General features: G+C 53.2%; 22 protein-coding genes. 7 read left to right on the forward strand and 15 right to left on the reverse strand.

Annotation, left to right across the window (positions count from 1 at the left end):
- Window positions 1–30 precede the first annotated feature (30 nt).
- From C7120_RS11540 to C7120_RS11565, 6 genes are all read right to left on the reverse strand, one after another.
- The gene (locus C7120_RS11540; protein WP_233247100.1) at window positions 31–2,511 is read right to left on the reverse strand and encodes a TonB-dependent receptor; all 2,481 of its coding nucleotides are present in this window, start codon (window positions 2,509–2,511) and stop codon (window positions 31–33) included.
- A gap of 77 nt (window positions 2,512–2,588) precedes the next feature.
- Window positions 2,589–3,599: a zinc ribbon domain-containing protein gene (locus C7120_RS11545; RefSeq protein ID WP_107621814.1), complete on the reverse strand. Its 1,011-nt coding sequence runs from the start codon at window positions 3,597–3,599 to the stop codon at window positions 2,589–2,591.
- The gene (locus C7120_RS11550; protein WP_107621815.1) at window positions 3,586–5,427 is read right to left on the reverse strand and encodes a U32 family peptidase; all 1,842 of its coding nucleotides are present in this window, start codon (window positions 5,425–5,427) and stop codon (window positions 3,586–3,588) included. The genes C7120_RS11545 and C7120_RS11550 overlap by 14 nt, the downstream gene beginning before the upstream one ends.
- A complete protein-coding gene (locus C7120_RS11555) occupies window positions 5,420–6,235 on the reverse strand; it encodes a homoserine O-succinyltransferase (protein ID WP_107621816.1) in 816 nt (271 codons plus the stop codon). The genes C7120_RS11550 and C7120_RS11555 overlap by 8 nt, the downstream gene beginning before the upstream one ends.
- Entirely contained in the window at window positions 6,229–8,262 is a 2,034-nt protein-coding gene (locus C7120_RS11560; protein WP_107621817.1) for a M13 family metallopeptidase, read from the reverse strand. Before C7120_RS11560 ends, C7120_RS11555 begins: the two co-directional genes overlap by 7 nt.
- 39 nt (window positions 8,263–8,301) lie before the next feature.
- On the reverse strand, window positions 8,302–10,245 hold the full coding sequence (locus tag C7120_RS11565) for an ABC-F family ATP-binding cassette domain-containing protein (protein ID WP_107621818.1): 1,944 nt from the start codon (window positions 10,243–10,245) through the stop codon (window positions 8,302–8,304).
- Between the two features lie 101 nt (window positions 10,246–10,346).
- Here C7120_RS11565 and C7120_RS11570 point away from each other — a divergent pair, with 101 nt between their 5' ends.
- Window positions 10,347–12,500: a Tex family protein gene (locus C7120_RS11570; protein ID WP_107621819.1), complete on the forward strand. Its 2,154-nt coding sequence runs from the start codon at window positions 10,347–10,349 to the stop codon at window positions 12,498–12,500.
- A 44-nt stretch (window positions 12,501–12,544) separates the two neighbouring features.
- Window positions 12,545–12,895 (forward strand): VOC family protein, encoded by a 351-nt coding sequence (locus C7120_RS11575; RefSeq protein WP_107621820.1) that lies wholly within the window; start codon window positions 12,545–12,547, stop codon window positions 12,893–12,895.
- 110 nt (window positions 12,896–13,005) lie between these two features.
- Here the strand turns inward: C7120_RS11575 and rplT are convergent, their stop codons facing one another.
- From rplT to C7120_RS11595, 4 genes are all read right to left on the reverse strand, one after another.
- Window positions 13,006–13,350, reverse strand: a complete 345-nt coding sequence (rplT, locus tag C7120_RS11580; RefSeq protein WP_092111677.1) for a 50S ribosomal protein L20 — start codon at window positions 13,348–13,350, stop codon at window positions 13,006–13,008.
- Between the two features lie 38 nt (window positions 13,351–13,388).
- Window positions 13,389–13,586: a 50S ribosomal protein L35 gene (gene rpmI / locus C7120_RS11585; protein ID WP_107621821.1), complete on the reverse strand. Its 198-nt coding sequence runs from the start codon at window positions 13,584–13,586 to the stop codon at window positions 13,389–13,391.
- Between the two features lie 75 nt (window positions 13,587–13,661).
- Complete coding sequence (gene infC, locus C7120_RS11590; protein ID WP_107621822.1) at window positions 13,662–14,348, reverse strand: translation initiation factor IF-3; 687 nt, start codon at window positions 14,346–14,348, stop codon at window positions 13,662–13,664.
- Window positions 14,349–14,445: 97 nt separating this feature from the next.
- Entirely contained in the window at window positions 14,446–14,919 is a 474-nt protein-coding gene (locus C7120_RS11595; RefSeq protein ID WP_107621823.1) for a porin family protein, read from the reverse strand.
- A gap of 224 nt (window positions 14,920–15,143) precedes the next feature.
- Here C7120_RS11595 and C7120_RS11600 point away from each other — a divergent pair, with 224 nt between their 5' ends.
- Window positions 15,144–15,605, forward strand: coding sequence for a DUF6078 family protein (locus C7120_RS11600; RefSeq protein WP_107621824.1), 462 nt, complete (start codon window positions 15,144–15,146; stop codon window positions 15,603–15,605).
- A gap of 151 nt (window positions 15,606–15,756) precedes the next feature.
- Here C7120_RS11600 and thrS read toward each other — a convergent pair whose 3' ends face one another.
- Window positions 15,757–17,709, reverse strand: a complete 1,953-nt coding sequence (thrS, locus tag C7120_RS11605; protein ID WP_107621825.1) for a threonine--tRNA ligase — start codon at window positions 17,707–17,709, stop codon at window positions 15,757–15,759.
- Window positions 17,710–17,898: 189 nt separating this feature from the next.
- Here thrS and C7120_RS11610 point away from each other — a divergent pair, with 189 nt between their 5' ends.
- On the forward strand, window positions 17,899–18,243 hold the full coding sequence (locus tag C7120_RS11610) for a hypothetical protein (RefSeq protein WP_146154265.1): 345 nt from the start codon (window positions 17,899–17,901) through the stop codon (window positions 18,241–18,243).
- Here the strand turns inward: C7120_RS11610 and C7120_RS11615 are convergent.
- Genes C7120_RS11615 through C7120_RS11630 form a run of 4 tightly spaced genes read right to left on the reverse strand, consistent with a single transcriptional unit; the run spans window position 18,240 to window position 21,747 of the window.
- A complete protein-coding gene (locus tag C7120_RS11615; RefSeq protein WP_107621827.1) occupies window positions 18,240–20,213 on the reverse strand; it encodes a tetratricopeptide repeat protein in 1,974 nt (657 codons plus the stop codon). The genes C7120_RS11610 and C7120_RS11615 overlap by 4 nt on opposite strands.
- Window positions 20,214–20,223: 10 nt before the next feature.
- A complete protein-coding gene (gene def / locus C7120_RS11620) occupies window positions 20,224–20,781 on the reverse strand; it encodes a peptide deformylase (protein WP_107621828.1) in 558 nt (185 codons plus the stop codon).
- A gap of 54 nt (window positions 20,782–20,835) precedes the next feature.
- The gene (gene ruvX, locus C7120_RS11625; protein WP_199220699.1) at window positions 20,836–21,249 is read right to left on the reverse strand and encodes a Holliday junction resolvase RuvX; all 414 of its coding nucleotides are present in this window, start codon (window positions 21,247–21,249) and stop codon (window positions 20,836–20,838) included.
- Between the two features lie 3 nt (window positions 21,250–21,252).
- Window positions 21,253–21,747, reverse strand: coding sequence for an SPOR domain-containing protein (locus tag C7120_RS11630; protein WP_092111830.1), 495 nt, complete (start codon window positions 21,745–21,747; stop codon window positions 21,253–21,255).
- 243 nt (window positions 21,748–21,990) lie between these two features.
- Here C7120_RS11630 and C7120_RS11635 point away from each other — a divergent pair, with 243 nt between their 5' ends.
- From C7120_RS11635 to C7120_RS11645, 3 genes are read left to right on the forward strand one after another with little or no spacing between them, the layout of a single operon-like run.
- The gene (locus C7120_RS11635) at window positions 21,991–22,209 is read left to right on the forward strand and encodes a YtxH domain-containing protein (protein WP_107621830.1); all 219 of its coding nucleotides are present in this window, start codon (window positions 21,991–21,993) and stop codon (window positions 22,207–22,209) included.
- 9 nt (window positions 22,210–22,218) lie between these two features.
- Entirely contained in the window at window positions 22,219–22,569 is a 351-nt protein-coding gene (locus tag C7120_RS11640; protein ID WP_107621831.1) for a phage holin family protein, read from the forward strand.
- Window positions 22,570–22,573: 4 nt separating this feature from the next.
- Window positions 22,574–22,855, forward strand: a complete 282-nt coding sequence (locus tag C7120_RS11645) for a hypothetical protein (RefSeq protein ID WP_107621832.1) — start codon at window positions 22,574–22,576, stop codon at window positions 22,853–22,855.
- Window positions 22,856–22,861: the final 6 nt, after the last annotated feature.

The raw sequence follows: 22,861 nt of genomic DNA on the forward strand, positions 1-22,861 counted from the left end.
GACTGCCAGAAAATCAATCAAAATAGGTTCTCAAAAGTGGAACTTTAAGTCTACGCCCATTTGGAACGGGGTGCCTCGCTGCGCAAAATACTCCTGTCTGCGGGTGGCACTGCTGCCGACGGCGAAGGTGTTATAGTTCGCGCTGGTCAGGTTCCGGGCCCAGAGGCAGAGCTTCACGGGGCCGAAGTCGGCGTCGGCATGGGCGCCGAGCAGCGCATAGAACTTCTGAGAATAGCTGTTGGCCTCGTTCCAGTAGGTCTTTCCCTGTGCGTTCATGTTCGCTCCGATGGTGATATTCCTGAGCCACGAGCCGCCGATGTCAAAACGATAGTCGGCAAGTGCTGCCAGCTGATGCTGCGGCACATAGGGCACATAGTTGCCACTATAGTCGAGCGCAACGGGCGCCCCGTTCAGGGTCTGTTGGTCCATGTACTCCTTAAACTTGGCATGCGTGAAGCTATAAGAGAGCGACCAGTCGAAATGATTGTCAAAGGCCGCGCCATGCAGGACGGCCTCCATGCCTGCACTATAGCTCTTGCCGGCATTGGTCATCATGCGCCCGTAGCTGAAGCCCGGTGCCATGATGGCTATCTGTTGGTTGCGCACCTGCATGTAGAAGGCAGAGAGGTCGAGTTGAAGAGTGTGCTGAAAGAGATTCAGATGAGTACCCGCCTCATAGTTCCAGCTCACCTCCGGCTCATAAGAGATGGTCTTGGCTATATCCTGATAGTCGGCTTCCGTATGTTCGATATTGATATCGCCGCTGGCAAACTGCCCCATGTCAATCCGCCGGGCACGGACAGCTCCCATGACATCGTTCTGAAGAATGTCGGCAAACATCTGGATATTGTAGCCGCCTGAACGATAGCCCTTGGTAACGGTGGCATATACATTGCCGTCCCGGAACCTGTAGGTGAGGCCGAATTTGGGGAGTAACTGATTGAAGTTGTCCTTCAGAAGGTCGGAGATCGACGAGGTAAGATAGCGCGTGGCGTCCTTGCCAAGCACGCTCGCACGCACTCCTATGAAGGTAGAAGCCTCATAGGCTATCTTCGCATGCGTCCAATCATAGCGCAGACCGAGCGTAGCGGTGAGGTTGCGGGTAACATCGAAGTTCGACTCATGATAGAATCCAAGGTTGAACTGCGGAGTGCGATAGATGCCGGGAGCCCCCATCTCCACGCCCGTAACATGTACCCCACCGGCCTTTTCGATGGCGGCAGCGGCGGCGGCAGGTGCCGCCGCAGGAGGAACACCCTGTCCTATCATGCGTCTTGTGAAGGCGTCAAGGATGGCATGATACATCATCGGTTCTATCATCGGCTGAAGCATGCCATACATCCTGTTGGTCATATCAGCGTCAAAGAATACCGGCCCGTCCGTACGAAGCCACTGAGCAGAGAAGAAAACGCCGAGGGTCCAGTGCCAAAAACCGCCCACCGGGCGGTTGCTTTTTAATGAAAGCTCATGCGTCATGGCGTTCTGCAGCTGCCATTGCCTCAAGTGCATGTAGTCGGCAGGCAAATAGTCTTGGTCCATCATCATGTAATCCTTCAGCCATTGATAGCTCGTTGTATAGTGCAAATCGAAGTGATTGGCCTTGAAGCCGACATTCAGAGCAGAGACAATCGTATTGCGGCGGTAAGAGCCCTGATAGGTGGAAGCGGGAGAATCGGCCTCTCCGGTCTCAAGGTTGAGCTGCCCATAGGGGAATCCGTTCTGGTCTACATACTGGTAATCAGCAAACCCCTCGAGCGAGAGGCGCTGCGTCGGCTGCCACATCAGGCGAAGTCTGCCACCCGCCTCATTAAACTTATCGGCACGGTCGCCCGTCGTCTGGTTGCGGAAGAATCCGTTCTGTCCGTCGTAAAAGCCACCAGCGGAAAACGCAAACCTGTCGTTCACCTTATTATAATGGGTCAGTTCGGCATTCCGCCAACCACGCGTGCCCCATCCAAGTTCCATGTCCGTGCCCTGATAGGAGAACGGGTTGCGAGTGTACATACGCACCATCCCGCCTTCGGTGTTCAGTCCGTATAAGGTGCTCTGCGGCCCGCGCAGTACATCCACACGGTCTATGGCATAGTAATGCTGATTGAAAGCACTCTTGCTCATCACCGGAACCCCGTCGACATAGATGCCCACGGCCGGACTGTTGACACGGCTTCCGATTCCCCGCACATACATCGACGAGGTATAGCGGGAGCCATAGCTGGGCATTGTGAACGACGGCACGAATGCCGACAGCTCCCGAAGGTCGCGCGCTCCCATAGCCGACAGGTCGCGGGCAGAATACATGGAAGAGCTGAGAGGCTGCTGGCGCAGTCGGAAACTCTCCTTAGGCTGGGTGATGATAAGGACCTCGTCGAGGTCGACCACACGGGATGTGTCGGCAAGCGACCGTCCCTCAACAGGATTCTCTATACCGGTGCCGGCTGCTTCTGCCGGCAAAAACACAGCGGCGGCAATGGCCGCGCACATGAGAGTCGTTATATTCATGACACTTTTCATAACCTTACGAGGTGCAAAGTTACGAGATTTAGGCATTACGGCCTATCCCTATTTGTGGGGAAATTGAGACCAGACGCCTACAGGTTTTCCGCTCCGCAATGGGGGCAGCGCCCCTTATGGTGGAGCTTAGCACCGCAATTCCCGCAGATGAAACCGGCTCTGTTGTGCTGAAAGTATTGCCGCAAGGCAAAATAAACATACGCTCCCAGAAGGAGATAGCCTACGAAATAGAGCGTGGTGAGGCTGAAGATGATATAGTCGACGGCACAGACGGCAGCCAGTCCGCACAGATATACCACGGCCTCGCCTAACGGCAACTGATGGCGGACATCGTCGACGGCGGCCAGCCCCACGATCAATATCGCCCATATCGATATGAGAAAGACCGAGAGGATGGGCGGAGTGGCAAAGGGATTGAGCGTAGGATGGAAATAGAAGTGGCGCCACACATCAGGGGCAAAGGTCTGGATGCTGGCATAGAAAGTGGCCGCCGAGGCCACGAGGAGCGTGAGGAGCGTGGGATAGAACGAGTCGATGTCGTTGAAATGCACAATGCGGGCATTGCTCCTGAGCATCTTCCGCATCAGATAGACGAATCCGATAGCGACGATAATGATGAGGAATATCAGCAAATGGACATCGGAGAAGGTGGAGATGAACTGCGAGATAGGGTCGTCGGGGTCGACGGCGGGGAGGAGGTCAGACTCGTGCACCCACCCTATCGTATGCTGGTCGCGTGCCACTTGCACCCAGACAGAATCGATGGAATCCGTGGGCAGCATGCGGATATCCGCCACCACGAGTCGGTCGTGGCGGCGCACGGTAAGCGAGTCGGTGGTAAGCAGCTCGCTGAAAGCCTCCTCGGGTTGCTGACGAAGCAGGACGAGAGAGTCGGCCCTCACCACGAAGTTGAAGTTCTCGGAATAGTGATGGCGGGAATAGAACGAAATGGAATCGAGCTGTTCGGCACTATATGGCACGGGAAGCGCATCGGATGTGGTGGGACTGCGATGGTAGCACGACGCCAGCGTAAGCGCCGTCAGCAGCAACAGAAGGAACTGCCGGACCATGGATTTACTTTTCTGCATAGATATTCATCTGACATTCGTTACACTTAAACTCAAGGAGAAACCGGCGCCCATCAGGCAACTGCAGGGTAAGAGGCTCGCGCCAAGAGGGCTTGCGACCACCCCGCCTCACGCAATAACCCAATGAATAGCGCAGGCAATGACGGCACTGCATGATGAGCGGACGCGCCGAAGGCTTTACCTCGAAAGCCTCGCGGGGATGCGCCAGGCCGTGCTCCCCATAGAATTTAACGGCCACTTGGTTGGAGATATTATATAAATAGGGATAAGCCTTATACTCCGGCTGCCACCCGACCTCGGGAACAAGAGGGCTCACGGCCTGCTTCCTGCGCCCGGAGAACGGTTGCCGGCTGATCTCCACGCTCTCCACACACCTGCGGCGAAGCCCGGAGAGCAGGCTCGAGGGAATGAAAAAGGCATCGGCACCATCCTCTATTTTCAGCTCCCCGCACACATAGGGGGTATTGCCCAGCTTCGAAAGCTGCCGCCGAAGATTGTCGGACTGCGGACTCCGGGCTTCCCGGTGGTCGGCTTCCACCCGGCTTTCGCCTTTCAGAAGACCGTCTTTCGACCCTATCCGGAGCCGGAATCCGTCAGCCGTAAGGCCATATTCCATGACCACGGGGATGCGCCGTTCCGCCGTAAGACCGGACAGAATCTTCTCGAAAGCCTCGTCGTTGTTGCGATAGAGAGCAAGGCCCGGACGCAAACGGGGCGGCATACGCAAGGGGAAGAGGCGGTTGCCCTCCGCCCGGTTCACGCGGAAGCCCTCCAACTCATGCTCGTCATTGAGGAAACAGAGGCCGTCGCCGTTGGCAAAGGAGGCCGTTCCGGCCACAGTGAAAGAGTTGCCGCGCAATTCCTTCACCTTGCCCACATACTCGCCGAGAGCCTTGGGAGTATCAAAACTGGCGATATCCGGCTGCCGTCCTTTCAGGAAATAGGTGGTATAGCCACGGTTGAAAGTCTTCGCAAGGTTGGGCGTGAAATGATATTCCACCCGCCCCAGCGAAGCCCGGCGATATTTATCGGGATGACGGCGGATGAGGTCATCCAAGCGTTGCGAATAGGCCGAGACCACATTCTTCACATAAGCCACATCCTTCAGGCGGCCTTCTATCTTGAACGAAGACGCCCCGGCCTCGGCCAGTTCCTCGAGATGATCGATCCGGCACATATCCTTCAGCGACAACAAGTGGCGCTGATGCTCTATCTCACGACCGCCGGCATCCATCAGGTTGAACCTCAACCGACAGAACTGGGCGCACTCGCCACGGTTGGCGCTGCGCCCGAAACAATGCTGCGAAGCATAGCAGACACCCGAATAACTCACGCAGAGGGCACCATGGACAAATACCTCCAGTTCCATATCGGGCACCGCCTCATGGACGGCACGGATCTCGTCGACGGAGAGCTCACGGGCCAGCACGGCCCGGGCAAAGCCCAGACCGCGCAGCCAGCGCACCTTCTCCGCCGTGCGGATGTCGCACTGCGTGCTGGCGTGAAGGGCCATGTCGTGCGCCATAGACAGCGTAGACATGTCCTGAACGAGAAGAGCGTCGGTGCCGATAGCGGCTAATTGGTCGATTACACGCTGCATGTAATCGAGTTCCTCGTTGTATGTAATCGTGTTACAAGTAACGAATACTTTCGCCCCGAACCGATGGGCATAGTCGCAGAGACGGCCGATGTCCTCCATGGAGTTGCCTGCCGCAGCCCTCGCACCGAAGCGCTGGGCACCGATGTAGACGGCGTCTGCACCATGGTCGATGGCCGCAAGGCCGCATTCCAGATTCTTGGCGGGAGCCAAAAGCTCAAGTTCACGCATCCTGTCGTTCCTTTACGAGATAAAGGGAAGTCCAGTTTTCATAAAGCCTCAACGCCCACTCGTGCCAACTGTCGACAGGCTTGCGCGAGGGGTCGTCGGCCTCATAATAGTTTTTCGGTAAGTCTACATCGTCGCGCTTGCCGAGGTCGCGGCGATATTCGTTGTCGAGCGTGTAAGGCTCATACTCCAGATGACCGGTGATAAAGACCTCACGGGCATCCGCCGTCATCGCCATGCTCACCCCGCTTATCGGCGATTCGGCAAGGATTTCCAAGTCGGCATGCCGCTCAAGGTCGCCGCGCCGTATCTCCGTATGCCGACTGTGGGGCATCGGAAACTCCTTGGGAAAGCCCTTGAGGAGCGGAGCGGCGGAAAGAACATGCTGCCCGAAGACGCCGAACACCTTTCTGGGGAGCGCATACTTGGGCACGCCGAAAAAATGGTAGAGCCCGGCCTGGGCTCCCCAGCAGATGTAAAGCGTGCTCCTGACACTGGCATGGGCCCAGTCGAAGATTTGCCGCAGCTCCTCCCAATAGTCCACCTCCTCGAAGTCGATGAGTTCCACAGGGGCTCCCGTTACGATGAAACCATCGAAGCGTTCTTGGCGTAACTCATCGAAATAGCGGTAACGCGATTCCATATAAACTGCCGAAGTGTGCTTCGAGACATGGGTGCGAAGCCGCATCCATGCCACCTCCACGGGAGTAGACACCCCCTTGAGCAGCCGCAGAAAGTCGGCCTCCGTTACCTCCTTGAAAGGCATCAGGTTGAGAACGGCTATCCGGACTGGCCGCACACGGCTTACCATAACTGCAGCCGCTCCGACTCCGGAATGAACATCTTGTCGCCCGCCTTGACACCGAAAGCCTCATACCAAGCATCGATGTGAGGCAGCGCACCGTTCACACGCCACTCGCCAAGGGCGTGCGGATCGCGCTTTACACGGTTGCGGATTTCCTTCTCGGTGATGTTCTGTCCCCACACGCCGGCATAAGCGAGGAAGAAACGCTGGTCGGCGGTAAATCCGTCCTTCACCTTGAGCGGCTTCTCGGCGGTCGCGTTCTTATAGGCATTGAACGAAACCTGCAGCCCTCCGTGGTCGGCAAGATTCTCGCCCAGCGTGAAACGGCCGTTGGCATTCAGGTCAGGAAGCACCTTGATGTTACTGAAAAAGTCGGCATACAGGTCGGCACGCTGCTTGAAACCTTCCGCGTCTTCTGCCGTCCACCAATCCTTCAGGTTGCCGTCGGCATCATACTGGCGGCCTTGGTCGTCGAATCCGTGGGTCATCTCATGGCCTATCACCACGCCGATGGCACCATAGTTGAAGGCTTCGTCGGCCTTCGGGTCGAAGAACGGATACTGAAGAATGCCTGCCGGGAAGCAGATTTCATTGGTCGTGGGATTGTAATAGGCGTTCACGGTCTGCGGATTCATCAGCCACTCGTCTCTGTCCACCGGCTTGCCAGCCCTGTCGGCAATGTGTTTGTCATGGGCAAACTTGCGGCAGGCCATCACATTCTCATAGAAACTCTTCTGCGGATCGATGTCAAGCTTGCTGTAATCGGTCCACTTGTTGGGGTATCCTATCTTCACATAGAACCTGTCGAGCTTCTTGTGAGCATTGGCCTTTGTGGCCTCGCTCATCCAGGTCTGGGCGTCAATGCGCTGCCCAAGGCTGACCTGGAGATTGGCCACGAGCTGTTCCATAATCTTTTTAGAGGTCTCCGGGAAGTACTTCTCACAATACATCTTGCCCAAAGCTTCGCCCATCGCGCTCTCTACTTGATTCGTCGCGCGCTTCCAGAGAGGATAGTCTTCCTTGCGACCACTCATCGTCTTGCCGAAGAAATCGAAGTTGGCCTCACGGATTTCATCGGTGAGATAGCTTGCCGAACCTTGTATAATGTCCCACTCCATGAGAGCCTTGATATCATCGGCTGTCTGCATCTCGATGAGCTTGTCCAGCCCCTGCATGAACGAAGGCTGGCCTACCACCATCTCCTGAATGAAATCCGTCTTAACGCCTTCCGCCTGTGCCAGGGCCGCGAGAGGGATGTTCGGATAACTGGCCTCAAACTCCTTCAGGGTCATCTTATTGTAATTGGCCAGGGGGTCGCGAAGCTCCGTCATGCTCTTGGATATAAGGGCCACCAGCGTCTCCTGCCTGAAGATGGCCTCGCTGCGCTTCTCTGCCTCGGCTTCGGTGAAGCCGTAGAGCCTGAACATGCGTGCGATGTGCTTCTTGTAAGCGTCGCGGATGGCCTTCGTGGCAGCATCGTTGTTCAGGTAATAGTCCTTCTGGCCGAGCGTCAGGCCGCTCTGGCTGATGCAGAGGATGTTCATCTTGACATTCTTTTCATCTGCCGCGAAGTAGGAACCGAACTGAACTCCATAGCCACGGTCGGCATATTTGAGCTGCAACTTGCGGAGTGCATCGACATCATGAGCCCCTTCTATCTCGCCGAGCAACGGCTTAACCGGGGCAATTCCCTCGGCATTCCGGCGACTCACATTCAGGGCCAGCTTGTAGAAATCAGAGAGTTTCTGCTCCGTAGAGCCCTGCTCGAACTTCTTTTTCTGCAGCTGGGAGAGGATGATGTTGATGCGTTTGTTGTTGTCTTCCTGTAACTGGTCGAAACTTCCAAACCGGCTGTAGGCAGCCGGGAGCGGGTTGTTTTTCTGCCAGCCACCCGTTGCGAACCGATAGAAATCTTCCGTGGGTTTCACCGTTTTGTCCAGATTCTTCATGACAAGACCCGATTTGTTCTGCCCCATTCCCATCAAGGGAACCGATGCGAACATAGCAATCGAAAGGATTTGTTTCATTTTCATTTTACCTGATTGTTTTATATGTTTGACTGTTTTCTTCTTTTAGTTCTCATTTTGCAGTGCCTCCAGCTCCTCCGAGAGCTGTATCCACCGCTCGTTTTCCGCGTCAAGAGCCTGACGGGTGGAGGTGTACTCCGTTACCAATTCCATATTGGAGGCATTCGACGGCTGCAAAAACAACCGGTCGAGCTCTGCTATGCGCACTTCCATCTGCGCTATTTTCCGCTCACTTTCGTCCACAGTCTTCCGGATCCTGCGAAGCTTCTTCTGCTGCTCCTTATGCTCCAGATACGACTTCTTATTCTCAGAAAGCACGACTTCCTGGGCTACAGAAGGTTGGCGCGACAGCGACCGACCCTCGAGAGCCTCATGAATCGTATCGGCATGATGGGCCAGCAGATAATCGTAGATGCCCCCGATGTGTTCTTTCACTTTGCCGTCAGCGAATTCGAACACCTTCGTTACAAGCCCATCAAGAAAGTCGCGATCATGGCTCACGATGATAGCGGTGCCGTCAAAAGCCCTGATGGCCTCCTTCAGCACATCCTTCGAGGGCATGTCGAGGTGGTTGGTGGGCTCGTCCAGAATGAGCAAGTTGACAGGCTCCAGAAGCAAACGGATCATCGCCAGACGGCTCCGCTCGCCTCCGCTCAACACTTTCACCCTTTTTTCGGACGCTTCGCCACCGAACATGAAAGCTCCGAGCAGGTCGTTGATCTTGAGGCGCATGTCGCCCGTGGCTACCCGTTCGATGGTGTCATAGACGCTCACGCCCTCATCGAGCAGCTGTGCCTGATTCTGCGCAAAATACCCAATCTGCACATTATGACCAATTTTCAGCTCGCCGGTGAAGGGAATCTCACCCATCATACATTTCACGAGCGTAGACTTTCCCTCGCCATTCTTACCCACGAAAGCCACTTTCTCGCCACGCCTTATCGTAAAGGTTACATGCTCGAACACGGTATGTCTGCCATAATCCTTGCGAACATCATCACAGATAACGGGATAATCGCCCGAACGAAGGCAAGGCGGGAACTTCAGATGCATGGCCGAATTGTCGACTTCATCCACCTCTATCGGTACGATCTTCTCCAATTGGCGGATGCGCTGCTGCACCTGTACGGCCTTGGTAGCCTGATAGCGGAAGCGATCAATGAATGCCTTGGTATCAGCTATTTCCTTCTGCTGGTTCTCATAGGCTCGCAACTGCTGCTCGCGACGCTCCTTGCGCAGGACGACATACTCGTCGTACCTCACCTTGTAGTCTTCTATATGACCGCAGGTTATCTCCAGTGTGCGGTTTGTTACATTATTAATAAAGGCACGGTCGTGACTCACCAGCACTACGGCACAGGATGCCTGAGCGAGAAACTGCTCCAGCCACTGGATGCTCTCGATGTCGAGATGGTTGGTGGGTTCGTCCAGAAGGAGTGTGTCAGGCCGCCGAAGCAGTATCTTCGCGAGCTCAATACGCATGCGCCAACCTCCTGAGAACTCTTTCGTAGGCCGGTCAAAATCTGTCCGGAGGAAGCCTAATCCCGTGAGCGTGCGCTCCATCTCGCCCTGATAATTGTCGCCTCCCATGAGCAGGTAGTGGTCATGCTGTTGGGTGAAGCGTTCCACGAGGGCCAGATAGTCTTGGCTTTCATAGTCGGTGCGGTCGCTCATTTGTTGCTGCATGCGGTCAAGGGTCTCTTTCATCTTCACCGTCTCTGCAAACGCCTTGCGCGTTTCTTCGAGCACTGTAGTATCGTCAGAGAGTTTCATTACTTGTGGCAGATAACCTATGGTCTGCCCGTTGGGCACCGCAACGGTGCCTCCCGTTGGCTGCTGAAGCCCGCAAAGTATCTTGAGCAAGGTGGATTTCCCTGCCCCGTTCTTACCCACGAGGGCTATGCGATCGCGATCATTAACCACGAAACTCACGCCCTGGAACAAAGGTTTTGCGGAAAACTCCACCGTAAGGTCTTCTACAGAAATCATCTTTTTACTGTAATTATGCTACAAAGTTACGAAAAATAGTTGAATTTAAGTTGGCATTCCGGCAGAAAATACTTATTTTTGTGGAAGCAATCTTAGGAATTATGGACGCATATATCAAAATCATAGCCAATGCCTTGAACCTTCGGGAAGAGGCAGTGGAGAATACGCTGAGACTACTTGACGAGGGTGCCACCATCCCTTTCATTGCCCGCTATCGCAAAGAACGGACAGGAGGACTTGACGAAGTACAGATTACTCAGATAAGTAACTGGAACGATCGCCTCAAGGAACTGACGAAGCGGAAGGAGACGATTGTCAAAACCATTGACGAGCAGGGCAAAATGACGGCGGAACTGCAACTGCGGATAGAAGAATGCTGGAACGCCACGGAACTGGAAGACATCTACCTCCCCTACCGCCCGAAACGGCGCACGAGGGCACAGGTGGCCCGTGAGAAAGGGCTCGAACCTCTCGCCCAATACATCCTGCAGCAGCGAGGAACACTCCGGCAGGCTCCTCCCATTCTCTCCGCCCTCATTGCCCGGATGGGCGAAGAGGCTGCCGTCAATGGAGCCATGGACATCATTGCGGAGCTGGTGAACGAGAACGAGGGTACGAGAAATGTGGTCAGAGGCGAGTTCCAGCGGTTCGCGGTCATCTCATCCAAGGCTGTCAAAACAAAGCAGGACAGCGATGAGGCTGCGAAATATTCCGACTATTTTGACTTTTCAGAGCCTCTTCGCCGGTGTTCGTCGCATCGCCTGTTGGCCATGCGCCGTGGCGAGAGCGAAGGAATCTTGCGCGTAAGTATCTCCGTGGACGAAGACGAGTGTATCAAAAAACTCAAACGGCACTATGTCCACGGGTTCGGAGAATTACAAGACATCCTCTCCGCCGCTGTAGAAGATGCCTACAAGCGGCTGCTGAAGCCGTCCATAGAGAACGAGTTTGCCGCCTCGAGCAAAGAGAAAGCCGACGAGGAAGCCATTAATGTTTTCTCTGAAAATCTACGACAGCTACTGTTGGCAGCCCCACTGGGCCAGAAGCGCGTGATGGCATTCGACCCCGGATATGTCAACGGATGCAAGATTGCCTGCCTCGACAAACAAGGAGCCCTCCTGCACCATGAGATCATCTATCCTCATCCGCCCAAGCGGTTTTATGCCCAGTCAACGGTAGCCATGATGCGGATGATCAAAGACTTCCGCATAGAGGCCATAGCCATAGGCAACGGAACAGCGTCAAGGGAATCGCAGGCGTTTGTCAAGGAGGTGGTCGACAAAATCGGAGAACTGCCACAAGGCAAGCCGCAGGTCTTCGTAGTCAGTGAAGACGGGGCCTCCATCTACTCCGCGTCAAAGCTTGCGCGAGAAGAATTCCCCGACGAAGATGTTACCGTGCGAGGCGCCGTCTCCATTGGAAGACGGCTGATGGACCCCCTGTCGGAACTGGTAAAGATCGATCCGAAGAATATAGGCGTGGGACAGTATCAGCACGATGTAGACCAGGCCAAGCTGAAGCACTCTCTCGACCAGACCGTGGAAAGCTGCGTGAACCTCGTGGGGGTAAACCTGAACACGGCGAGCACCTATCTTTTAATGTACATCAGCGGTCTCGGTCCGGTTCTGGCGAAGAATATCGTGGACTACCGCACCGAGAACGGCCCGTTCAGCAGCCGGAGCCAACTTAAGAAAGTGCCGCGATTAGGTGCCGCGGCGTTCCTGCAATGCGCGGGATTCCTCCGTATCCCGAATGCCGACAACCCACTGGACAACAGCGCCGTGCACCCCGAGAGCTATGGCATCGTGGAGCAGATGGCCAAAGACCAGCAATGCACGGTGAAGGAGCTCATCGACGACAAAAGCCGCCAGAAAGGCATCCAACTCGAGCGATACCTCACGGCGGAAGTGGGAATGCCCACCTTGCTCGATATCCGAAAAGAACTGGAGAAGCCCGGACGAGACCCCCGCCAGCAGATTGAGGTGTTCGAGTTCGACCCGAGGGTCAAGGAGATTGACGACCTCGAGGTGGGTATGGAGCTGCCGGGTATCGTTACCAACATCACAAACTTCGGCGCCTTTGTCGACATCGGCGTGCATCAAGACGGGTTGGTACATATCTCCCAGCTTGCCGACAAGTTCGTAAGAGACCCCAACGAGGTGGTTAAGCTCCACCAGCATGTAATGGTAAGGGTCATCGCCGTGGACGAGAGGAGAAAGAGAATCAGCCTGACGATGAAACAGATCAAACAATAAAAAAACAACGAGCCAACGCGCAAACTCTTAATCAGAAGCTTTATATGAAAACAGACAACTATTTCTTTCCCGCGACAGACTTTGAGGCCGCCAAGCATTTCTATGGCGAATTACTCGGATTGGCCATTAAATTTGATTTCAGCCCTATGGGGATGATCGCCTACAAAATAGGGAGCGACGAGCCTGCGATCATCTTAAAAGACATCACACGATATTCCGATGCTAAACCAGCCTTATGGATAGAGGTCGAAGATGTGATGGAAGAATACTCGAGACTAAAAGAAAAAGGGATTCAATTCCTATCAAAGCCGTTCCGAATCAAGACCGGATGGGCAGTAGAATTCGACGACCCATCAGGAAATCGGCTGGGAATCACAGACTATAAAGCTATGTAAGATTCAACTAAAGACCGCTTTCTCCAAAAGAAACAGGCCGCTTATCCTCACGAATAGCGGCCTGTTTCATTATCTAAACATGTCTTCCCCAAAAGGAAGATGCTTCGTTTTTACTTCACCTTGTCCACAATGGCCTTGAAAGCCTCTGGATTATTGACAGCAAGGTCAGCAAGTACCTTGCGGTTGATCTCAATGCCTGCCTTATGGAGAGCACCCATCAACTGAGAGTAACTCATATCGTGCAGACGGGCTGCGGCATTGATACGCTGGATCCACAATGCGCGGAATGTGCGCTTCTTGTTACGACGATCACGATAAGCGTAAGTAAGACCCTTTTCCCAAGTGTTCTTCGCTACGGTCCAGACATTCTTACGAGCTCCGAAATAACCTTTAGTGAGCTTCAGAATTCTTTTTCTTCTTGCCCTTGAAGCAACATGATTTACTGATCTTGGCATAATTTTCTTCTTTTTAAAGTTCTACTAAAAGTTAACGATTAACGGAGGCACAACAGGTCGCGCACCTGTTTCATGTTAGCCTTGTCGACCAAAGTCTGGTGAACGAGGTTTCTTTTCTGCTTCTTTGTTTTCTTCGTCAGAATATGACTGTGGTAAGCATGATGTCTCTTGATCTTACCTGTACCGGTGAGACGAAATCTCTTCTTCGCGCCGGAATTTGTCTTTACTTTTGGCATTTTTGCTTGTTTTTAAATTGTTATTAATATAGGTGGTAAAGTATATACCAAGACTTTACGCACACATTTCTTTCCTTATTCTTCGACCGCCCCTGCCAGTTTCTTCAACGCCTCGCCGCCTTTGGCATTGGCGAGCAAACCGTTGGCCTCGGCGGCAGCTTCCTGCTCGGCCTTGGCAGCCTGACGGGCAGCATCCTGCTCGGCCTCTCGGTCGCGCTTCTGCTGACTCTTTTTCTGCACGCCCGCCTTCTTAGGAGCGAGATAGAGAAACATCTTCTTGCCCTCAAGAGCCGGCATCGACTCCACCTTGCCATATTCCTCCAAGTCGTTCGCAAAGCGCAGCAACAGCACCTCGCCCTGTTCCTTGAAAAGAATGGAACGGCCGCGGAAGAACACATAGGCACGCACCTTGTTACCTTCCAGCAGGAATTCACGCGCATGCTTCAGCTTGAACTGATAGTCATGCTCGTCGGTCTGAGGGCCGAAGCGAATCTCCTTCACCTCTACCTTCACCTGTTTCTGCTTCATTTCCTTCTGCCGCTTCTTCTGCTGGTAGAGAAACTTGGAATAGTCGATGAGACGACAAACCGGTGGCTGGGCATTCGGGGATATCTCCACGAGGTCAACCCCTTCCTGGCGAGCCATGTCAAGCGCCTTACGAGTAGGCAAGACTTCTGACCCGTTATCACCAACTACACGAACTTCCCGTGCGCGAATCTGCTCATTCACACGGTACTGACTCTTCAATCTGTCATTCTTCATCCAACTATATTCTATTTAGCGGATGCAAAGATAATGGTTTTCCGTGAAATAGCCAAAATATTCTGACATTATTTTTCATCTATATTCCGACATCCTGTCAGAACACATACGACAGGCTGAAGTTCATGATTCCCCGGTCGTAGTCGTCCACAAACTGATAGTAAGTTTCCGCGTTCAGGTGCAGGTTGCGGGTAATGTTATACTGCAAGCCGCCCCCGAGGTTCACGCCCACATTGGTTTCCGAATAATCTATGGGGCCGCGGTCGAAGTCATGGCCCGACACTGCCAGTCCGCCCAGCGGGTAAAGCTTAAACTTATTGGTGATGTGGAAGATGTAATGCAGGTTTGCGTTCACATCCCACGCCGAGTGATCGTCTGACTCGGGATAGTAATTCAGGGTCAGTTCAGGTCTGAAATGGCCGTCGATGTTATATCGTCCCAACAGGCCGATGCCCACATTCGGATCGTCGAAGCCATAATTGAACTTCACGCCAAACTCAAAAGTCTCTCTCTGTGCGAAGCCGCTCGTGCTCACGAGGGCGAGAGTAAGCAATAAAAACAATTTCTTCATAATCTTTCCTTTCTGATAAATAACGATGCAAACTTACACAAAAATCGTGAGAGCCGGGCATTTCTATAAAGTTTTTTATCTTTCTTTAGAGGAAATACATACTTGCGACCGACCTCTCGACGCAGCTTCCGGAGACACCCCGACACGGATTCCCGTGCGCTAAGTTTTGGAAAGCGGCCCGAAATTTTGTATCTTTGCATGTCAACATAAAAAAATCAGAGAACATGAAAAACAAAGTTTCAGACATCGAAACCGGCCGCCTGAGCCTGCCCAGGAGCTGGGCGCACTGCTTCAAGGAGACATGCGAGCAAAAGGAAAACTGCCTCCGCCACCTGACGGGAGCCTCCCTCCCCGCCGACAAACTGTTCGGCATGGCTGTCTATCCCACCGCCGGCACAGGCGGCACATGCCCCTTCTTCAGGGAAGCCCGCACGATGAACGGGGCGTGGGGATTCGCCAGTCTCTTCAGAAATGTAAAGGAAAAAGACCATGCGCAACTGCGCCGGCGGATGAAGGAATACCTTGGGAGCAACGGCACCTACTACAAATATGAGCATGGCACGCTGCTCCTCACCCCGGCGCAACAGGCCTGGATTCTCGCTCTTTTCCGCGAGTTCGGCTACGAGGAGGGGCTTGCGTTCGAGCACTATGAGACCACCGTAGACTTCCGCGGCGGCAATTCGTAGGATTACACACGGCGTGTAATGCCATTACAAACAGCGTGTAACATGCTTACAAACGGCTTGTAACTCCCCCCGAAGCAAGCACCCGCCAACAGAACAAGCCCCGGTAGCTCCATGAGAGCATGCCGGGGCTTGTCGTATAAGGGCATAACGATTACTGTTCGGCGAGCTTCAACTGCTCCGCCACCTCGTCGTTGATGCGCCGGGCAAAGGCTTCCTTCGTCATCGTAGACTGTTCGCCACCGCCCTGCTTACGCATGGAGACGAGCCCTTCGGCTGTCTCTTTCTCGCCCACGATTACCATATAGGGCACACGCTTGAGCTCGTTGTCGCGTATCTTGCGCCCTATCTTCTCATTGCGATCATCGACAAAGGCACGCACATCGCAACTGTCCAGATACCGGCAGACCTGCTCCGCATAGCCGTTGTATTTCTCGGAGATGGGCAGGATGGCCACCTGATCGGGCGTGAGCCACAACGGGAAGTGGCCTGCCGTGTGCTCGATGAGCACAGCGGTGAAGCGCTCGAGCGAGCCGAAAGGCGCACGGTGAATCATCACCGGGGTCTGCTTGGAGTTGTCCTCGGCAGTATACTCGAGCTTGAAGCGCTGCGGCAGGTTGTAGTCCACCTGTATCGTGCCGAGCTGCCAGCGGCGACCGATGGCATCCTTGACCATGAAGTCGAGCTTCGGGCCATAGAAGGCAGCCTCGCCAATCTCCTCGCGAGCGTTCATTCCCTTCTCTCTGCAAGCCTCCCGGATGGCATTCTGGCTCTCCTCCCAAGTCTCGTCGGAGCCGATATACTTCTCCTTGTCGGCCGGGTCGCGCAGCGAAATCTGAGCCTCATAGTCGTCGAAGCCGAAGATGGTGAATACTTTCTGGATGATGTCGATTACATTTTCAAACTCCCGCTTCACCTGATCGGGACGCACAAAGATGTGAGCGTCGTCCTGCGTGAAGTTGCGCACGCGGGTCAGTCCGTGCAGTTCGCCACTCTTCTCATAGCGGAACACCGTGCCGAACTCCGCGATACGCAGCGGCAGGTCTTTATAAGAGCGGGGCTTGCGGGCGTAGATCTCACAATGGTGAGGGCAGTTCATGGGCTTGAGCATATACTCCTCGTCCTCCTCAGGCGTGTGGATGGGCTGGAAGGCATCCTTCGAATAGTGGGCATAATGCCCGCTGGTAACATACAGGCTCTTGCCTCCGATGCCCGGCGTGATGACCTCCTGATAATTATAAGGCTTCAGCATCTTGCGCAACAAGTCTTGCAAGCGCAGGCGCAGAGCCGTTCCCTTGGGCAGCCAGATGGGCATTCCCTTGCCCACGCGGTCGGAGAACATGAAGAGTTCCATCTCCTTCCCTATCTTGCGATGGTCGCGTTTCTTGGCCTCCTCCAGCATCACGAGATACTCGTCGAGCATCTTCTTCTTAGGGAAAGTGATGCCGTAGATGCGTGTCATCTGCTCGCGCTTGGCGTCTCCGCGCCAGAAAGCGCCAGCCACCGAGGTAATCTTGATGGCCTTGATTTCGCCCGTCGACATCAAGTGAGGGCCACGACAGAGGTCGGTAAACCGGCCCTGTGTATAGGTAGAAATCGTTCCGTCTTCCAAATCCTGCGCAATATGCTCACACTTATACTCCTGCCCGTCGGTCTCGAACTCTTTCAGCGCGTCTGCCTTGGATATATTCTTTCTCACGACAGGCTCGTCTTTCTTGGCAAGCTCACGCATCTTCTCTTCTATCTTGGGGAAGTCGTTCTCGGAAATCGATGTGCCGGCGGGCGGCATTACATCGTAGAAGAACCCGTTCTCAATGGCCGGGCCGAACCCGAACTGAATGCCGGGATAGAGCTCCTGAAGAGCTTCTGCCAGCAAATGGGCGCTGGTGTGCCAGAATGTGTGCTTGCCCTCCTCGTCCTCAAACTTGTAGAGGGCGATGGCAGCGTCCTCGTTGATGGGACGATTGAGCTCAACTGTCTCACCATTGACGCCGCACGATACAACGGTGCGGGCGAGAGCCGGCGAGATGCTCTCGGCGATTTGTAACCCCGTTACGCCCTTTTCGTATTCACGAACAGAGCCGTCAGGAAAAGTGATTTTAACCATAATACAACTTAGTTTAATTCTAATCAAGTGCAAAAGTAACACTTTCTGTCGAGACAAAGACTATTTTCCGGGAATAATTCCACATTTTTTATTCCGCACGAAGATTTTTACAGAAAGCGTGATAAAGGTTAAGAAATAAATCGCTATCTTTGCGGCAATATGACCAAGGACCATCAAGACCCGGGCAATATGAAAAGACAACTGCTACTCATCGTCGCTATGCTGACGGCAATGCCACATCTTCAGGCACAAATGAAGAAGAAGGAAATCTCCGTCATCCCACGCGTCGGCGTGAATATGGCCGACCTCAAGAATGTGTATGGATCAGTAGCAGGAACGGGATTGGCCGAAAGCACCTCGTTGGAAACCAAGATGAAGGTCAGACTGCTGATAGGGTGCGACCTCGAGATAGAACTTGCCCGCCCGCTCATGATGGACATCGGGACGATGGGCTACCGCTTCTCGCTGGGGAAAGTGGCCGACCGGCGGCCGAAATCGAAGTTCTATATGCCGGCTTCCGACGGTAATTACTAATTCTTCTGCTTGTTCAGCTGCTTGATAACGCTATAGGCATTGTAGATGCCGAGTTCTCCGGCACGGCTCAAGTCGCGTATTCCCTCCGCCTTATTCCCATTGTAATAGCGGGCAAGACCACGATTGTAATACGCCTCGGCAAGGTTTCCGTCAAGTTCTATTGCCTTGTTATAGTCGTCGATAGCATTGGCATATTCCTTACGGGCGGCATAGAAGTTGGCACGATCGTAATACAAATAGGCATTCCGGGGGCTAATCCTGACGGCACGGTCAAGGTCGTCCTTAGCCCGCAACATCTTAATCTCGATGTCAACGCCATGGGAAGCGTTGAAATTGTTCATCATAATCTGGCAGACAGCGCGCTGCCAATAACCCATGGCCGAAGTGCTGTCTGCCTGGATATAGGCCGTCAGGTCGCTGATGGCCGCGTCAAAGTCTTGCACGATGCCGTAAGCAACGGCACGGCGTACAAGCAAGCTCTTCTCGCTGTTGATATCTTTCGCCGTCTCTATCTGTGCCGAAAGACTGTCTATCAAGTGGAAGAACGCCGTAGACTGAGCCTCATCAAGCTGCACGGGATTGCAGTTCACATAAAGCCTCTCCCGCAAGTTCCCCATGCGGTTGAACTCCTCCACCTCGTGGTCGAAGGCCTGATAAGACTTCACACCATTGTTATACTGGAAGTAGGAAAGGCCATACAGGGGCATGAAGGCCACCTCGACGGCGCGATTCTGTATCTGGCCACGGTAGGCGCTCTTATATTCATGCTCCACCTCGTTCTCGTCTTCCCGCACGAGTTGGTTGTATTTCTCCGGGTCTATCTCGCTGCGTTTGCGCACTTCCTTGCGCTTTCCCTTGTTCCATCGCGGCTGGATGCCCTGATGTTTGTTCATCTGAGCCTTGAAGACACGAAACTCATCGAGCTCGGCCTTAGCCGTCATACCCAGCCGCCGATAAGCGTTGGCACGATAAGAGAGGCCGGTCCAGAAATTGGGAAACTGCTCTATGACCATGGTATAGTCGCGGATGGCGGCGCGCAGGTTGCCCGTGCGGTCGTTGAGAAGGGCACGGTTGAAGATGGCCATGAAGTTCTTGGGCTCCATGCGGATGATGAAATCGAAATCGCTGATGGCCCTGTTGTCATCCCCCAACTGCATGCGGAGCTGCCCGCGGTTATAGTGAGCGAGGAAATTGTTAGGATCCAGATCGAGGGCTGTATCGTAATCAGACATTGCTCCCCGCAGATTGTTGTAGTTATAACGAGCCAAAGCCCGGTTCACATAATTCCCCACGGTCTTGGGCTTCAGATGGATGGCCTTGCTGAGATACTTGTCGGCATCCCTCCACTGCTGGCGCGACAGGCTGATATAGGCTCTCGTGGTCCACGCGTCTCCGTCATAGGGGTCTAATTCCAGGCTCTTGTCGAGCCAGCGAGCCGCCTCCGTGGTGTCTTTCTGATGCAGATAGACCTCCGCATTCAGGGAATAGGCGTTTGCAAACTGGCTCCAACGGGCGATGATGGTATCTACATCAAGATGAGCCTGCCTGTAGTCCTTAATGTTCATTCGGCAGATGACGCGGTTGAACCAGAAGTTGCGCTGTCCAGGATTCAGTCGGATGGCCTGCCCATAATCCTCGATGGCATCTTCATACTTCTCCTGACGGATGCGTGAAATAGCCCTCAGATCATAAATCTGGTCAATGTAGGGATTGATACTGATGGCCTGCGTCGCATCGTTTTCCGCTCCTACAAAGTCTTCCAAATAGAACTTTGCCACGGCACGGTAATGCCACGGCTGGTAAAGATAGGGTTTCAGGGCGATAACCTGATTGAAATACTGGATTGACAATACATAATCCTCATAGTGGAGAGCCACCTCCCCACTGGTCAGCAGCCTGTCGGTGTTGTATTGGGAAAAACCGGAGAGGCTGAACCATGATGCCAAGAGAATTATGATCTGCCGACGCATGGGATAGCTATCAACGCAGGGGTTTCGTACGGTAGGCGCAACGATACTTACCTTGCGTCATCGCCTTCAGTTTGTTTCGTATGAGCTGCTTGCGCAAAGGCTTGACCCGGTCGACAAACATCGTGCCGTCGAGATGATCGAACTCGTGCTGCATTACGCGGGCGAGATAGCCTTCCACCCACTCGTCATGCTCCTTGAGCTCCTCGTCGACATACTTCACATGGATTCGTGTAGGCCGCGTTACACTCTCGTGGATGCCCGGCACCGAGAGACAGCCTTCCTCCAAGGTCTCTGTCTCGGTATCGTCATATTCAAGGATGTGGGGATTGATGAAGGCGCGGCGAAAGTTCTCATACTCTGGGAAATCGTCCTTCAACACATCCAGGTCAATCACTACCACGCGGATAGACTTGCCTATCTGCGGCGCGGCGAGCCCCACGCCATCGGAAGCGTGCATAGTCTCAAACATGTCCTGTATCAGCTGCTTCAAGTCAGGATAGTCCAGAGAAATATCCTCCGCTTGCTTTCGAAGTACCGACTGTCCATATATATAAATAGGTAATATCATTCAATATCCATTAAAAGTTTTTTCCTGCCATCCCATTCCTAAGGTCATCCAACCCTACTTACGGGAATTCATCCAATCCTGAAGGATTATCGTGGCACTTATCTCATCAGCCAAGCCCTTGTTCTCTCTGCGAGCTTTCTTGCCAATACCACTGTCGAGGATGGCGCGATGCGCCAATACAGAGGTGAAGCGCTCGTCGTAATACTCAATCGGCACATCCGGATACAGCTTCTTCCACTTGTCTACAAACTGCTCCACACGAGCCATATTCTCGCTCGGACGCCCGTTGGACTGCATAGGTTTCCCTATAACGATCCGCTCAACCGGCTCTTTCTGGACATAAGCGACCAGATATTCAAAGATTTCGGATGTAGAAACAGTGGCCAAACCATTTGCAATCAGTTGCAAAGGGTCGGTCACTGCTAGTCCCGTGCGTTTCTTGCCGTAATCTACGGAAAGTACTCGCATCAATTATTTCTTATAGAGCAGCCACGCATCCGGATAGTTGCCACCGCGGAACTGATTGCGGCTTGCAACGGCTGAAGCCTTGTCTGAATGCGTAGAAGCCACCACGCGATACATGTTGCGAGCTGAGTTGTAAGCGATTTGTGCGTCATAACCCGCAGACTTCAATGTGTTCTGCAGGCCCTCTGCATTAGCTTTCAGCGAGAAAGAGCCTACCACTACGCTATAAGACTGGAGACCTGCGCCGCTGACAAGGGTAACATCCTCTGTACGAACGGTTGCATTGTCCACATTATCCACTACTGTAGTCTGTGTTGCAGGTTGCTGAACGATAGGTGCCACGACAGGCGCTTGAGTAACAGGCTGCTGGTCCTGAGCCACCTGTTCCTGAGCCTTAGCCTTCTCGTAAGCTTTCTTATAAGCGCTTTCCTTGCTTGAACCGCAACTTGCCAAGACAAGGGCAACGCAGAAACCTGCACACATAGCCAAACTTTTCTTCATAATTTTCTCTTGTTATTGAAATTAAACTTAAATACTCATTTTAGTGCAACAAAGTTACGAATAATATCGAAAACACAAACGAAAATGGCGCATAAAGTTTGTTAAATCAACGAAATAGGAACTATTTAACAAAAAATGGCTACCATTTTCATTGCCGTTCCCATTTCTTTTTTTATATTTGCGAAAGAATATCGTCCACCAGTGGGACGAAGATTGTTAAACTATTTAATAAATTAATTGGTTATGAAGACATTAGGTTATATTGGAGCTTTCATTGGCGGTGCTATTGCCGGTGCTGCCGCAGGTTTGGCTTTTGCCCCGGAGAAGGGTGTTGACACACGCAACAGAATTGCTGATGCCGTTGATGAATTCTGCAAGAAGCACGACATCAAGCTGAGCCGCAGAGAGGTGGACGACCTTGTCGACGATATCAAGGACGCTGCCTCAGAGGTTGCCGAATAATCTCATTCTATGTTCTCGAACGACAAAAACATAGAAACGATAGGCCAACTTGTCGAGGTGCTCAAGCATTATATCGGCCTTCAGAGCGAATATGTGAAGCTTGACATGGTAGAGAAGGTCGTGCGCCTGCTTACTGTGGGCACAATCACCATTGTCATCTCGGTGCTGCTGGCGCTCACCCTGATCTACTTCTCGTTTGCCCTGGCCTATATGCTCGAGCCCTGCGTAGGTCTATCCTGGGCTTTCTGTATTGTCGGAGGAGCGTATCTGCTGGCCTTGATATTATGTGTCATATTCCGCCACAGATGGATAGAGCGCCCGCTCGTGCATTTCTTGGCAAGTCTTTTAATGGAGAAATAAGCCTATGAATACTGACGACTCTTCAACCTATCGTTCACTTTCTGACATACATATCAGGAAGGAGATGCTTCTGAAAGACATTCGCAAAGACGACGAACAGATTCGCTCGATGTGGAAGGAACTGTTCCGCAGACCGGAACCAACTACCGCCCTGACCCCATCAAGACGATTCAACACATTGATCAATACAGGAGCTGGATTGTTGGACGCCGCCATCCTGGGCTGGAAACTCTACCATAAATTCAGTGGGAAAACCCTTTTCAATACAAAGAAAAAGAAAAGATAGTTTTTT

The organism is Prevotella sp. oral taxon 376 (genome assembly GCF_003043945.1).
GTDB lineage: Bacteria > Bacteroidota > Bacteroidia > Bacteroidales > Bacteroidaceae > Prevotella.

Excerpts from the sequence above, each read along its gene's own strand:
- C7120_RS11550 (WP_107621815.1), bottom strand. The coding sequence starts at position 5,427 with ATGCGTGAACTTGAGCTTTTGGCTCCCGCCAAGAATCTGGAATGCGGC.
- C7120_RS11545 (WP_107621814.1), bottom strand. The coding sequence starts at position 3,599 with ATGCAGAAAAGTAAATCCATGGTCCGGCAGTTCCTTCTGTTGCTGCTG.
- C7120_RS11600 (WP_107621824.1), top strand. The coding sequence starts at position 15,144 with ATGAAAAACAAAGTTTCAGACATCGAAACCGGCCGCCTGAGCCTGCCC.
- C7120_RS11645 (WP_107621832.1), top strand. The coding sequence starts at position 22,574 with ATGAATACTGACGACTCTTCAACCTATCGTTCACTTTCTGACATACAT.
- C7120_RS11630 (WP_092111830.1), bottom strand. The coding sequence starts at position 21,747 with ATGAAGAAAAGTTTGGCTATGTGTGCAGGTTTCTGCGTTGCCCTTGTC.
- ruvX (WP_199220699.1), bottom strand. The coding sequence starts at position 21,249 with ATGCGAGTACTTTCCGTAGATTACGGCAAGAAACGCACGGGACTAGCA.
- C7120_RS11570 (WP_107621819.1), top strand. The coding sequence starts at position 10,347 with ATGGACGCATATATCAAAATCATAGCCAATGCCTTGAACCTTCGGGAA.
- C7120_RS11555 (WP_107621816.1), bottom strand. The coding sequence starts at position 6,235 with ATGGTAAGCCGTGTGCGGCCAGTCCGGATAGCCGTTCTCAACCTGATG.
- C7120_RS11610 (WP_146154265.1), top strand. The coding sequence starts at position 17,899 with ATGAAAAGACAACTGCTACTCATCGTCGCTATGCTGACGGCAATGCCA.
- C7120_RS11595 (WP_107621823.1), bottom strand. The coding sequence starts at position 14,919 with ATGAAGAAATTGTTTTTATTGCTTACTCTCGCCCTCGTGAGCACGAGC.
- thrS (WP_107621825.1), bottom strand. The coding sequence starts at position 17,709 with ATGGTTAAAATCACTTTTCCTGACGGCTCTGTTCGTGAATACGAAAAG.
- rplT (WP_092111677.1), bottom strand. The coding sequence starts at position 13,350 with ATGCCAAGATCAGTAAATCATGTTGCTTCAAGGGCAAGAAGAAAAAGA.
- def (WP_107621828.1), bottom strand. The coding sequence starts at position 20,781 with ATGATATTACCTATTTATATATATGGACAGTCGGTACTTCGAAAGCAA.
- C7120_RS11565 (WP_107621818.1), bottom strand. The coding sequence starts at position 10,245 with ATGATTTCTGTAGAAGACCTTACGGTGGAGTTTTCCGCAAAACCTTTG.
- C7120_RS11615 (WP_107621827.1), bottom strand. The coding sequence starts at position 20,213 with ATGCGTCGGCAGATCATAATTCTCTTGGCATCATGGTTCAGCCTCTCC.
- C7120_RS11560 (WP_107621817.1), bottom strand. The coding sequence starts at position 8,262 with ATGAAAATGAAACAAATCCTTTCGATTGCTATGTTCGCATCGGTTCCC.
- infC (WP_107621822.1), bottom strand. The coding sequence starts at position 14,348 with ATGAAGAATGACAGATTGAAGAGTCAGTACCGTGTGAATGAGCAGATT.
- C7120_RS11635 (WP_107621830.1), top strand. The coding sequence starts at position 21,991 with ATGAAGACATTAGGTTATATTGGAGCTTTCATTGGCGGTGCTATTGCC.
- C7120_RS11640 (WP_107621831.1), top strand. The coding sequence starts at position 22,219 with ATGTTCTCGAACGACAAAAACATAGAAACGATAGGCCAACTTGTCGAG.
- C7120_RS11575 (WP_107621820.1), top strand. The coding sequence starts at position 12,545 with ATGAAAACAGACAACTATTTCTTTCCCGCGACAGACTTTGAGGCCGCC.
- C7120_RS11540 (WP_233247100.1), bottom strand. The coding sequence starts at position 2,511 with ATGAAAAGTGTCATGAATATAACGACTCTCATGTGCGCGGCCATTGCC.
- rpmI (WP_107621821.1), bottom strand. The coding sequence starts at position 13,586 with ATGCCAAAAGTAAAGACAAATTCCGGCGCGAAGAAGAGATTTCGTCTC.